The sequence below is a fragment of the Acetobacter sp. UBA5411 genome (assembly GCF_002409645.1).
In the GTDB taxonomy this organism is placed as follows: Bacteria; Pseudomonadota; Alphaproteobacteria; order Acetobacterales; family Acetobacteraceae; genus Acetobacter.
In genome coordinates this window covers 183,277-196,335 of record NZ_DHNR01000019.1, presented here as the reverse complement: position 1 = coordinate 196,335, position 13,059 = coordinate 183,277, and the positions used below count along the sequence as shown (strand labels likewise).

Here is a 13,059-nt window from a genome sequence, read left to right as displayed (position 1 = left end):
AAGCGGCATGAACTGGTGATGCTGTCTCTCCGCGGCATTCCTGCGACCGAAGTGGTGAAGGAACTCCGGGCGACCGGCATGAGAAAAAGAGCCGTTCTGATGGCTCATGATCTCATGTCCGCCCATGACGCCTTGGAAGCTGACCGCGCTGTCGTCGTGGCGATGCCGGTGCAGTCCGCGTCCGATGCCCACAAGGCAAAGCTGCTGGCGGGACGCCATCCCTACGCTCTCTATCTACCAGCCAACGCCTCTTCCTCACTGTTTGCAGCAGCACATCGTGATGCGGACGCGGTCATCGTTTACAGCCCTGATCCCAGCGCCAATCTTCTGGCAACTCAGAAGCTTCTCGATGAGCCGGTGGATATTGTCATAACCGAGCATCCTGATCGGCTGGCCAGCATGATGGACGGCATCTGAGACAGTCTTATTGGGTTCTCTGCAGCCAGTTTGATATCGCTGCACTGTATACCACAGATCATGTGCGCAAGACTGGCCACTGATGGATGAGGTTTCTGAAATACGGCACCTCAATCCAGCCCTGTCGCCTTGAATGAAACAGTTGCGGCTCTTGCAGAACTCATTGACGATGAGTGACCTGTAATCCTTAAGTGTGAAAGTCTATAGGCGCGTCTTTTCTACTCATTTCATCGAAATAGGGGGACGACAAGCATCAAACCGTCCATCGGCTGCACTCCATCAGCAAGGCACCTTTCCACGCCAACCTGAATACGGACGGCGCAGGCAGGATTTGGCTTCACCTCTGCTTCCCAAAAAATCAGTCGCTTTGATGCTTGATATTTCTCTCATACGAGAAAACGGCAGAGCCATGCTCTGTCCGTAGTTTAATAATCACGAAGCACGCAAAAAACCACAGGCTCTTAAGGACCTCGCCCCACATACGGCAAGTCCTTCTGATCCCGGTCGGCCAAAAAAAGAACGCTGCTCAGTTCTACCTCTCACTCCAAAGAAAAAGGGAGAGCGAAACCGCTCTCCCTCTTCCGGAAACAGTGTCTGAACGAGTGGATTAGAAATCCATGTCGCCCATGCCACCCATTCCGCCACCGCCCGGCATCGGCGGAGCTTTTTTCTCCGGACGCTCGGCGACCATGGCTTCCGTGGTGATCAGCAGACCAGCAACCGAAGCTGCGTCCTGCAGAGCCGTACGGACAACCTTCATCGGGTCGATGATACCAGCCTCGACGAGGTCCTTGTATTCACCGGCCTGTGCGTCGAAACCGAAGGTGTAGGTGCTGTTTTCCAGAACCTTGCCTGCGATGACAGCGCCGTCTTCACCCGCATTGTGCGCGATCTGACGCAGCGGAGCCTGAAGAGCCTTGCGGATGATTTCGCCGCCGACCTTCTGGTCTTCGTTGTGGTAGTGCAGGTGGCCAAGAGCCGTGGAAGCACGAGCCAGAGCCGTGCCGCCGCCCGGAACGATGCCTTCTTCAACAGCAGCGCGGGTTGCGTGCAGGGCATCGTCAACGCGATCCTTGCGCTCTTTCACCTCAACCTCGGTGGAACCACCGACGCGGATGACAGCAACACCACCGGCGAGCTTCGCAAGACGCTCCTGCAGCTTCTCACGATCGTAGTCAGAGGTTGTTTCCTCGACCTGAGCGCGGATCTGGTTGCAACGACCCTTGATGTCGTCCGCGTTGCCAGCACCCTCAACGATGGTGGTGTTCTCTTTCGAGATGTGCACCTTCTTCGCCGTGCCGAGCATCGGCAGCGTCACGCTCTCGAGCTTGATGCCGAGGTCTTCGCTGATGACCTGACCGCCGGTGAGGATGGCGATGTCTTCCAGCATGGCCTTGCGGCGATCACCGAAGCCCGGAGCCTTCACAGCAGCGATCTTCAGACCACCACGCAGCTTGTTGACGACCAGTGTGGCCAGAGCCTCACCGTCGACGTCTTCTGCGATGATGACCAGCGGACGGCCGGACTGCACAACAGACTCAAGCAGCGGAAGGATTGGCTGCAGGGAAGACAGCTTCTTCTCGTGGATGAGGATGTACGGGTTGTCGAGATCAGCCGTCATCTTCTCCGCGTTGGTCACGAAGTACGGGGAGATGTAGCCGCGATCGAACTGCATGCCCTCAACGACGTCGAGCTCGGTCTGGATGCCCTTGGCTTCCTCAACCGTGATCACGCCCTCGGAGCCGACCTTCTGCATAGCCAGCGAGATCATCTCGCCGATCTCTTTCTCGCCATTGGCGGAGATCGTGCCGACCTGCGCCGTCTCGGACGGAGACGTCACCTTCTTGGCGTTCTTCTTCAACTCTTCAACGACAGCGGCCACAGCCTTGTCGATGCCACGCTTTAGGTCCATCGGGTTCATGCCAGCAGCAACGGCTTTGTGGCCTTCGCGGACAATCGCCTGAGCCAGAACGGTCGCTGTGGTGGTGCCGTCACCGGCCACGTCGTTGGTCTTGGACGCAACTTCGCGCACCATCTGGGCGCCCATGTTCTCGAACTTGTCGGCAAGCTCGATCTCTTTTGCGACCGACACACCGTCCTTGGTGATACGGGGCGCGCCGAAGCTCTTGTCGAGCACGACGTTACGGCCTTTCGGGCCGAGTGTCACTTTTACGGCGTCGGCAAGAATGTCGACACCACGCAGCATGCGCTGACGCGCTTCACCGCCGAACTTTACGTCCTTGGCAGCCATTGGGAATTCTCCTTGAAAATGAAAACGAACTTTTAAGGGGGATCAGAAGCCGGTGATCAGCCGGCGATCACGCCCATGATGTCGCTTTCCTTCATGATCAGCAGCTCTTCACCACCGATCTTGACTTCGGTGCCGGACCACTTGCCGAACAGCACGCGATCACCAGCCTTCACATCGAGAGCCACAACCTGACCCTGTTCGTTGCGTGCGCCGGGACCAACGGACACAACCTCGCCTTCCATCGGCTTTTCTTTGGCCGTGTCAGGGATGATGATGCCACCAACTGTCTTTTCTTCGCCTGTAAGACGGCGAACCACTACACGATCGTGCAGGGGACGGAATTTCGTCATTATGGATTGCTCCACATTCTGTTTGGGACGACGCCCTCGTTTCTAAAGCAACGTCGCCGCGTGCCACGCGCTCTACGCCGCGGTGCGTTAGCACTCCCACCCCGGGAGTGCCACATATGGAGATAGGTGTGCCTACAGGGGGTGTCAAGGCGGTTCGGCACTTTTCTCTCGTGAGTGCCAATTACAAGAATTTAACAAGATCTTTTTAAATCACCGCCAAGAAAATTTAGGAAATTTTTATTTTAAATTGACTGCATGCGAACGTAGCTCGCTTCCCCTGAAAACCGCCCTTTTCTCTCTTGATGGATAGAAGCAGAAACGTCCGTATCAACAGAAGTGGCATCTCCTATCGAACAACATGATCGCTCTCTGCTTGCGAGATGACCCATGTATAAAAAGCCGATGCTTCCTGGCTCGTTCGCCGATGCAGCGTCAGGACATAGCCGTTCTCGCTTTTGACCGGCGTCGGCCAGAGTTTGACCAGTTGTCCCGTCTCCAGCGCCGTATCAATCAGGGGATGCCAGCCCAGAGCAATACCTTCGTTCTGACAGGCTGACTGCATGAGCAGTGGGAAATGACTGAATGAGCGAAACACGCTCAACTGGCCACTCAGTATCTGCGGACGATCGCTCCCCACCTTCCGGAACCAGCTCTCCCAGTTCAGCCACAATTTCCCATCGCCTTTCAGGTGCAGGAGCTGAGCCTTCCGTATCTCTTCCACGCTATCGAATGGCCCATGTTGCTCCCGATAAGTCCGTCCACACACAGGATAGACTTCTTCCTGAAAAAGCATTTTTCGTTGGAAAACCGGATCTTCTTCTTTAACGGGCCCTTGTTCGAACAGGATCGAAACATCCGGTCGAATATCGCCAGACGCCGTCTCGGACAGATTTCTCGTTGTGACGATCTGAACCTCCACATCGGGACAAATCCGTTCGAAGTCTGACAGACGCTCCATGAGCCAGGTGGCGCCAAACCCGTAATCGGTGACCACGGCGATCTGTCGTCGCCCTGCCGCCGTAGCAGCGATCTCTCCCAGACAGGTGCGAATGCGCCCGGTGCTTTCGGTCGCGGCGTCGAACAGCAAACGGCCAGCTTCCGTCAGAACCACACCGCGATGTCCACGTGTGAACAGTGGATGACCGATCACGCGCTCTATCTGCCCGATCTGTCGACTGACATTCGGCTGCGTCACGCCCAGTTCAGCGGCTGCGGCACTGAAGCTGCCCAGCCTGCCCACAGCTTCCAGCAGGCGGAGATGGGCAAGCACATATTCCACTACGTAAGGTGTCATAATTCAGGATTATATCACACATAATAAACGCACTACATCACAAACAATCATATTTCGTGGTTAATATTGAAATACACCATCAGAGTGCGATACTTTTCGTCCCTTACGGAATCCAGTCGATGCCCCACCTATCGTCCCGTGTCGTTTCTCACCATGGAATCCAATTCCAGAGCCATCCAGGCAACACAATAATCAACGAAAATAAATCGGATAATATCCATATAATCCATACCACGATGCCCTGTCGTTAAAGCCACGCCCCGCCTCTCTCCCATTCAATGCCCGAGCAATCATCGCTCGTGCATTTTCCTAAAAAGGCCTGTGGCTATGGAATTCCATTTTCTTCTGAACGGTACGGTCGCAACGGCCTTTCTCATATCGGCCAACTCCGTGGCTGTCGCAGCCACCGATACCTCCCACAAAGCAGGCAATCAGCGCGGCGCAAGCATACCGCACGCAACGTCGCACAAACCGGTTGGTGGTCCGAAATCAGTCAAACAGAAAGACCCTGAACAACTGACAGTCAGCGCACGACGCTCTTACGCCCGCGGCATCACTGAAACGATTTCCTCGGAAGTGCTCGCGAGATCTGTGCCGGGCACAAATCCACAGAAAGTGCTCGCAACCCGTCCGGGCGTGATGTTCCAGTCTGCCGATCCACAAGGTCTGGATACATGGTCAGCCCAGTTCTACATGCATGGGTTCCTGCAGAACCAGATTGGCATGACGCTCGACGGTATACCGCTTGGTGATCAGGAATTCCGCTCTCTCAATGGGCTGAATACGACAGCCGCCATCGCTTCCGAAAATGTCGGTCGCGTCAACATGTCGATGAGCGCAGGCGCGGAATCCGTCGCCAGCACGTCAAATCTGGGCGGCTCACTTGAGTATTTTTCATCCGACCCAACGCACGAACATCATCTGACGACAGCACAGACTTTCGGAAGCAACGCCGCCTATCACACCTTCATTCGTGCCGACAGCGGCGACCTGAACCAGATCGGATCGCGCTTCTATGTCTCCTACATGAGAAACAATACCGACAAATGGAAAGGCGGCGGTAATCAGTTCGCCCAGCAGGTCAATGCGAAGTTCCTCCAGCCTATTGGTCAGGATAGCCGGATCTCAACCTTCTTCGACTGGTCCGACAAGGATCTGTATAATTATCAGGACATGTCCTTCGACATGCTGAAGAACGGCGGCTACAAACTTGATAACTTCGTCGGAACGCCCGACGGTTATGCCAAGGCCTACCGACTGGCTCTGTCTCTCAACAATCTCCCCGGCGGCGCTATTCCTGCCGGTTATTCACGGATGTCCGACCCGTGGGATGCGTCCTATTATGACGCCGTCACGGCGGAACGGGACTATCTCGGCGGCCTGACTGCGGATTTCTCCCTGACACACGCCCTGCGCTGGAAAACGACCATTTATGGACATGGGCAGTACAGACGTGGTGGGTGGACAACGCCTTATCTCACTTCGCCCAACGGAGCGCCGTTGGCGGAGCAGATCAACGCCAGCAACACGCAGAGATACGGTTTCACATCCGCGCTGACCTACACGATAGCCCACAACGATATCAGCGCTGGCGTCTGGTACGAAAATTTCCATACCTAGATTGGGCGTTACGGTATTGAGCAGCCTCTTCTCGGAGAGGGATCGCCCATAAATGCACTCGGCACCCTGCCCGCCGGCTATCAGGATTTCTGGTCACAGACCTTCAACTCCAACAGCTTTACGGCGTTCGTGCAGGACACTTACCACCCGCTCGAAAATCTCGCCCTGCATTTCGGCTTTAAATCCCTGCTGCAAACCGTGCGAGCAGGACAGAACGCCAATGACGCATCCTACACAGGAACAGACGCCATTGCCGCTGGCAGCATGACAACGGCCCGCGCCTTTCTGCCGCATATCAGCGCAGACTGGCATTTCCTCCGTCATCACGAACTGTTTTTCGATATCTCGGAAAACATGAAAGCCTACCCGGTGGCCGCCTACAAACAGGGAGCCTCGCCTTTTGCTGTCACCCAGAGCCAGTTCAATCAGATCCGTGGCGGGCTGAAACCGGAAACCGACTGGAATTATGCCGTGGGTTATCGCTACCTCGACAAGATCCTGTCTGCATCGGTCTATGCCTATCACACGGATTTTCATAACCGCCTGCAACAGACAACATCCGGAACAATCGTCAATCCGATCTCAACGGTCGCCAATGTCGGGTCCGTGACCATGAACGGTGTTGATGCCGGTCTGACAATCCGCCTGCTGCGTGATGTCTCACTTTACAACAGTATAAGTTATAATCACGCGACTTATGGTGAAAACCTTGTCGAAGCTGGCGCGACCTACGCCACCCATGGTCAGCAGATCGTCAACTATCCGCGCTTTATGTACAAAGCCAGCCTGTCCTACAGTCATGGCGGGTTCGAAGCACATATCGACACCCAATATCTCGGCCAACGCAATTTCAGCTATGTCGGCGACATGAAAGCGCCCGGTTACTGGCTGGAAAATCTGGGCATGCGGTATAATTTCGGCAAGATGGCGCAATACAACCGCAATCTTGAATTTGTAAAAAATATAACGCTTTCCTTCGATATCTATAATCTGGCTAACCAGAAATACATCGCGACGATGGGTGAAAACGGCAACCCGGTTTCCGGCGACTACCAGTCTTTCATGGTTGGCGCTCCGCGACAGTTTTTCGGCTCCATCAAGGCAGAATTCTGATCTCAACGCCCTTCAGAACACTTATTCCGCAGGAAACAGTCATGAATCAGAATACGATTTCTTCCCGTCGTCCCGTCAACGTAGCCACCGACCTGAAACTACGGCCTATCGCTGGGCGCATCGGTGCGGAAGTGCAGGAACTTGCCCTCACGTCCGACCTGAGTCCCGACACCATTCAGGCCCTCCGCAACGCGTTGACGCACTACAAGGTTCTCTTTTTTCGTGACCAGCATCACGTCGATGCCGCCACGCAGACAGCATTCGGCAAGACATGGGGCGAACCTGTCGGTCATCCCACCGCGCCGGGACAGACAGGCGATCATCTGCTGGAACTGAGCGCAGAGCATGGAGGGAAAGCCAATGTCTGGCATACTGACATGACTTTTCTGGAATCCTATCCCGCCGTCTCCATCCTGCGTGCCGTCAACGTGCCTCCCTTTGGTGGCGATACGGTCTGGGCCAACACAGCCGCAGCCTACGAACATCTTCCAGATCATCTGAAACAGCTGGCCGACGGACTATGGTCCATCCATTCCAACGATTACGACTACGCCGTTAATCAAACACGTCCGGATCAGGCGATGGATGCCTATCATGCGACGTTCGCCTCCTCCGTTTTTGAAGCGGAACAGCCACTGGTACGTCTGCATCCGATATCCGGAGAAAAATCTCTAATCCTCGGCGGATTTTTCAAGAAATTTTCTAACCTTTCCCTATCGGACTCCCGTCATCTGTTCGAGATATTCCAGACACACATCACACGTCTGGAAAATACCGTTCGCTGGCAATGGAAAAAGGGAGACGTAGCCATCTGGGATAATCAGAGCACACAACATTATGCGCTGGACGATTACGGCAATTATCCACGCGTGATGCAGCGCCTTACCCTGCGTGGCGAACCCAGTCTTTCCACTGATGGCCGATATAGCCGTCAGCTTCTTCCCGCCAAGTGAATCAGATTGTGTCAGTAAACAGCAGCACACATCCTGTTTCCGGCACGATACGGAAAGGGACTGTATCCATTCCTTTTTCAGTCGCGCTGGTCGTGGCTCTCGGAGCCATTACTGCAACGGCCCACCTCGGCAACAACTTCACTCCCTATCTGATCGGTGGACTAATCGACCTGTTCGGTTTCTCGCCGCTTCAGATGGGCGTGTGGAGCATGGTGGAGCTTCTGGCCTACGCCGCGACAATGCTGTTCATCGCGCCGCATGTCGTCCGCCTCAGTCCCCGGCGGCTGGCGCTTGCGGCGGGAGCGCTGATCGGGGCTGGACAGTTTTCCTCGTCTCTTCTGGACAGCTTTATCCCGCTTCTGATCACGCGTGTGGCATGCGGACTGGGTTTCGGTCTGGCGAATACGGCGCTGAACCTGACAGCAGCCCGCACGGACAGCCCCACGCGTGCGCTGTCCATAGGTCTGGCCGTCCAGACGATTGTCTACACCCTGATCAATCTCGCCTTACCCGTTGTTGGAACGCATCATGGTACGCCGGGCATGTTTACCATGCTCGCTGTTCTGGCCGTGCTGTTCACCATTGCAGGCGGAAGTCTGCTGCCTGATCGACCAGTCGCGCAACACCTTCAGGCACCAGTCCAGTGGAACGAGTTAAAAAGCGATGGCCGGATTGTGCTGACAGCGATCTCCCTGTTCAGTTTCGGCAGTCTGGCGCTATGGCCTTTCATCGAACGCGCCGCCCATGAAATCGGAATATCGGCAGTCACTTACGGTCGATATCAGAGCATTGCGACACTTGCCTGCGCGGTGAGCAACACCGTCTTCGGCATTCTTGCGCCGCGCATTCCACGCCGACGGAGCCTGCCTGTCGCCCTGCTCATCTGCGGGCTGTCGTGCGCTGCACTCACGCTCGTCTCCAATGAAGCAGGCTTTGCCATCGCTCTCATTGTTTTCAATGTCAGCTGGCTGATCGCGTATCCGCTCATACTCAGCGTCGCTTACCAGATCGATGCAGGCGGACGTCTTGCCGTTCTGTGCTCATCAGCGTGGATCGTGAATATGGCGGCAGGTTCGCTTGTCACAGGCGCGATCGCACAATGGCTGGGAAGCTATGTGTTCGTTGGCCCGCTGGGACTGATCTCGTGCGTCGGAGCCTTCCTGCTCCTCCGCCCCCTTGTTCATTCCCGTGTCAGAAGCGGGGAATAAAGCAGAAGATGCTCGCTGCCACTTATACCGAGCCCCGTTTGAGTGACGGTCAATGATCCAGAGAAGCCTGTCATTCCCACTCATTCGGAGAAGATGAAGACCGACGACATCGGCTCAATGCCTCGCCCTGCCTTCCGAATACGCGCTGTCTCTCGCTTCCAAAGCGTTTCTGGTACATCCTTCATACGAATCGTAAACTCAAATCATGTCAGGGATCATGCACCGCGCTCTGCTTCTGGGCTTTTGTAGCCTCATCCTTTCCGGCTGTTCTTGGTTCGGAGGCTCCTCCAATCATCACCTCACTCAGCAGCAGCAGTGGGAAGCACTCGGCTACAAGGACGGCCTCAAGTCGGTGAAGCACTGACCTCTGCAATCTCCCCTCTCATTCCAGACAGGGGATCTTCACCCGCCTGTGACAGGTACCAAGCGCTTTCCAGACGTTGTCCTGTTCTGAGAATCCTTCCCATGAGGATAAGGTCAGCGGGATGACAGTTTCAGAGCCAACACACTCTCCGGCAACCGGGCTTTACGGTGCAGCGCGTTTCAAGGCGATGACAGCAGTCTGCCTCGCCGTTCTGCTGGCCCAGATCGATTATGCGATCGCCAATATCGCGCTTCCCGATATTGGGGCGGACCTGCACAGCTCCGCTTCCGACACGGTCTGGGTGGTGAATGCCTACCAGCTCGCCAGCCTGTCATCACTCCTGCCGCTGGCCGCCGCAGGAGCCTGGATCGGCTATGCACGCATGTGCATGATGGGGATCGCGCTTTTTATCGTCTCCTCGATTGGATGCGCTCTTGCGCCCAGCCTGCCGGTGCTGACCATCGCCCGCGCCATACAGGGATTTGGTGCGGCCTCCATGCTTGGCGTCGTCTCCGCCCTGATCCGTTTCATCTATCCCGTTGAAGAACTCGGAAAAGGTGTCGCCGTTAACACACTGATTGTCGGTGTCGGTATGGCTCTCGGCCCGACCGTTGCGGGCATGATTCTGGCTGTCGCACACTGGCCGTGGCTTTTCTGGATCAATCTGCCGATTGGTGCGCTGACCTTTGTGCTTGCGGCGACCTCCCTGCCCATAACGCCTCGCCAGAAAGAAATGCCGGACCCTATTGGCGCCGTGCTCTGCATTATTGCCGTCACAGCCCTCGGTCTCGGCGGGAACTCGGTCGCCCACTCCGACGGCGCGATGCTCGCCTTCGCCATGCTAGTTGTTGGTGTGGCGGCCATGGGCAGTCTCATCCACAAGGAAGCAGGAAGTCTTCAGCCTATTCTGCCTGTTGATCTCCTCCGGGGCCTCGGGTTCAGAATCGCCTTTGTCGTCGGCATCATTAGTTATATCGGCTCGAACCTGTTCATGATCTCCATGCCGTTTACGCTCCACGATCATTACGGCTGGAGTGCCACCTCCACAGGGCTGCTGATGACGCCGTGGGCATTCGGACTAATCGTTTCCGCCTCCGTCACGCGTCGTATCGCCGATAAAATCCCCGCTGGAATCCTTTCCTCAATCGGCCTGATCTGTGCCATGATCGGCTTTCTTGCCCTGCGTTTTCTGCCAGCTTCACCCACCGCTTTCGATGTCGCCTGGCGCATCGGCGTGGCCGGTTTCGGATTTGGCGTCTTTCAGGTTCCCAACAACCGGGCGATGCTGCTGACTGCCGCAGCCGGACGTGAAGGTGGAGCAAGCGGTATGGTGCAGGTCTCCCGTCAAAGCGGACAGACCTTCGGCGGCATTGGAACAGCACTCATCCTGCGTCTCGTTCCCATAAGCGGCAGTCTTGTGTGTCTTGACGGAGCCGCCTTCTGCGCCGGCCTCGCGGCCCTGCTGAGCGCTTCACGCATGGTCAGCCGCCGGAAATGACCCTTCGTTGCGGTCTTCGGGGGCAGTCTATAAAATTCAAAATTTCTCAGACGGTTACCTTTCACCATCCAGTCAACGGACCTCTCCATCAATGACATATTCTGACACCGCAGAGGCTCCCATCAACCTGAATAGCCTGTGGAAGCAGATGGTTCAGGAATCCCAGGTCTGCTGCGATCCGCTTGTCATGGGGCTGCTTTCCACAGGCATCAAAAACCATTCCAGCTTCGCGACAGCTCTGGCGGCGCTCATCGGTCGCAAGCTTGGCGACCATTATGTAAGCATTGAGCAACTGACCAGTCTGGTGCTGGAATGCTACGCGGACACGCCTGACACGATCGCCGCCGGAGCCGCCGACTTGCAGGCCATCCGGGATCGTGACCCCGCCTGCCCCGACTATGTGACGCCTTTTCTGTTCTTCAAGGGTTTCCACGCTGTCCAGTGCTATCGGGTAGCTAACTGGCTCTGGCACGGTAACCGACGCCACCTTGCACAGCACCTTCAGAGCCGGGCGTCCGAACTGTTTGCTGTCGACATCCACCCCGCCGCCAAGCTGGGCCGACGCATCCTGTTCGACCATGGTACCGGAATTGTGGTCGGCGAAACCTCGATCATCGAAAACGATGTGTCTCTGCTTCAGGGCGTGACTCTGGGGGGAACCGGTAAGCACGCTGGCGACCGGCATCCGAGAATCCGCCGTGGTGTGCTGATTGGAGCCGGGGCGAAGGTTCTGGGAGCGATTGAAGTTGGAGAAGGCGCCAAGGTGGGAGCCGGCTCCATCGTTCTGGAAGCCGTGCCGCCTTACACCACGGTCGTCGGCAACCCTGCACGGAAAGTGGGAACGCGTCTCAAGGAAATGCCGTCCCTGACCATGGACCAGACATTGCCGCCAATTGATTACATCATCTGATCCTCAGAGATCAGGCTGGGGAGAAAATTCCCTCCCACACCCGCATGGCCTGAGTCATTCCGGCACAGTCATGCACCCGCAGGATTGTGTCTCCCAGCGCCAGCCCCGGCAATGACGAGGCGATGGTTCCCGGATCGCGGGAGACAGCCTCGCTCACCCCCGCAAGTGCGCCGATCATCCGTTTGCGGGAGGTGCCGAGCAACACGCGGCAACCAAGATTGGCGAACAGAGGTAGCCTGCGGATCAGTTCGGCATTCTGTTCAGTGGTTTTTGCAAAACCAATTCCCGGATCCACGATCATACGATCACGGGAAATGCCCGCTTTTTCCGCAGCGTTTATTCTGTCGCCAAGCTCCCTCACCACATCAATCGCCACATCTCTATAGGTCGTGAGGCTTCCCATCGTCTCGGGAGTCCCACGCATATGCATCAGCGCAACGGGACACGAGCGACTTGCCAGAAGAGGCAGAGCGTCTGGATCATGTGCAAGAGCCGTCACGTCATTGATCAGGCTGGCACCCGTGTCCAGAGCAGCCTCCATGGTTCGTGCGTTGCGGGTATCCACGGAAATACAGGTGCCCCGAGCGGACATTTCCCGCAGTAGCGGTTCAAGCCTTGTCCACTCCTCTTCGACCGATACGGGCGCTGAGCCGGGACGCGTACTTTCTGCACCGATATCCAGAATACGTGCGCCGTCATGGATCAGTTGTTCAGCATGAGCTACGGCAGTGGCAGGATCCACATAGCGGCCACCATCGCTGAAACTATCCGGTGTGACATTGAGGACACCCATCACAACCGGCCCCGGCGGGAGCCCTGCGTCGGGAGGTCGCATCGTAATGCGCTCCAGTTCCAGCTGCCATCCGTCAGGAATACGCTCGACTGGCATTGGATCTGAGATTCTGTCGCCCTCAATGAGCCTTATAAGCGTGAAGCCTGTTCTACTGCCAGCCAAAGGAAGAGCGACACCGGCTTTGACCACAGCATCCGCAGTCGGTCCATGCACAAGACCGATCGGCTCGATAAGACGCACGGTATCCATCGGTCACTCCGCCTGATTGAAGCAGACCTCTGTATAAAT

11 protein-coding genes and 1 pseudogene are annotated in these 13,059 nt (G+C 56.3%); 8 read left to right on the top strand and 4 right to left on the bottom strand.

All coding sequences use genetic code 11. From position 1 onward, the window contains the following. Nucleotides 1–417, top strand: a pseudogene (locus B3759_RS06060) (hypothetical protein); the annotation flags it as partial. Between the two features lie 607 nt (nt 418–1,024). On the opposite strand, the gene groL reads toward B3759_RS06060, so the two are convergent. The 3 genes from groL to B3759_RS06045 form a co-directional block, all read right to left on the bottom strand. Beyond that, a complete protein-coding gene (gene groL, locus B3759_RS06055; RefSeq protein ID WP_018308472.1) occupies nt 1,025–2,668 on the bottom strand; it encodes a chaperonin GroEL in 1,644 nt (547 codons plus the stop codon). A gap of 56 nt (nt 2,669–2,724) precedes the next feature. Further along, a complete protein-coding gene (locus B3759_RS06050; protein WP_099347412.1) occupies nt 2,725–3,018 on the bottom strand; it encodes a co-chaperone GroES in 294 nt (97 codons plus the stop codon). A 346-nt stretch (nt 3,019–3,364) separates the two neighbouring features. After that, nucleotides 3,365–4,312 carry a LysR family transcriptional regulator gene (locus tag B3759_RS06045; protein WP_291364642.1) on the bottom strand — a complete coding sequence of 316 codons (948 nt, stop codon included), beginning with the start codon at nt 4,310–4,312 and terminating at the stop codon, nt 3,365–3,367. 327 nt (nt 4,313–4,639) lie between these two features. Between B3759_RS06045 and B3759_RS06040 the strand changes: the two genes are divergently transcribed. From B3759_RS06040 to cysE, 7 genes are all read left to right on the top strand, one after another. Beyond that, a complete protein-coding gene (locus B3759_RS06040; protein WP_291364640.1) occupies nt 4,640–5,932 on the top strand; it encodes a TonB-dependent receptor plug domain-containing protein in 1,293 nt (430 codons plus the stop codon). Further along, entirely contained in the window at nt 5,933–7,045 is a 1,113-nt protein-coding gene (locus tag B3759_RS06035; RefSeq protein ID WP_349679292.1) for a TonB-dependent receptor domain-containing protein, read from the top strand. A gap of 41 nt (nt 7,046–7,086) precedes the next feature. Then, nucleotides 7,087–7,998, top strand: a complete 912-nt coding sequence (locus tag B3759_RS06030; RefSeq protein WP_291364638.1) for a TauD/TfdA dioxygenase family protein — start codon at nt 7,087–7,089, stop codon at nt 7,996–7,998. Between the two features lie 8 nt (nt 7,999–8,006). Next, complete coding sequence (locus B3759_RS06025; protein ID WP_291364636.1) at nt 8,007–9,206, top strand: MFS transporter; 1,200 nt, start codon at nt 8,007–8,009, stop codon at nt 9,204–9,206. A 217-nt stretch (nt 9,207–9,423) separates the two neighbouring features. Beyond that, a complete protein-coding gene (locus B3759_RS06020) occupies nt 9,424–9,570 on the top strand; it encodes a hypothetical protein (RefSeq protein WP_155877637.1) in 147 nt (48 codons plus the stop codon). A 121-nt stretch (nt 9,571–9,691) separates the two neighbouring features. Beyond that, nucleotides 9,692–11,068 (top strand): MFS transporter, encoded by a 1,377-nt coding sequence (locus B3759_RS06015; RefSeq protein WP_291364633.1) that lies wholly within the window; start codon nt 9,692–9,694, stop codon nt 11,066–11,068. A gap of 91 nt (nt 11,069–11,159) precedes the next feature. Beyond that, complete coding sequence (gene cysE, locus B3759_RS06010) at nt 11,160–11,978, top strand: serine O-acetyltransferase (protein WP_291364631.1); 819 nt, start codon at nt 11,160–11,162, stop codon at nt 11,976–11,978. A gap of 10 nt (nt 11,979–11,988) precedes the next feature. On the opposite strand, the gene folP is transcribed toward cysE, so the two are convergent. After that, nucleotides 11,989–13,020 (bottom strand): dihydropteroate synthase, encoded by a 1,032-nt coding sequence (folP, locus tag B3759_RS06005; protein WP_291364629.1) that lies wholly within the window; start codon nt 13,018–13,020, stop codon nt 11,989–11,991. Nucleotides 13,021–13,059 lie beyond the last annotated feature (39 nt).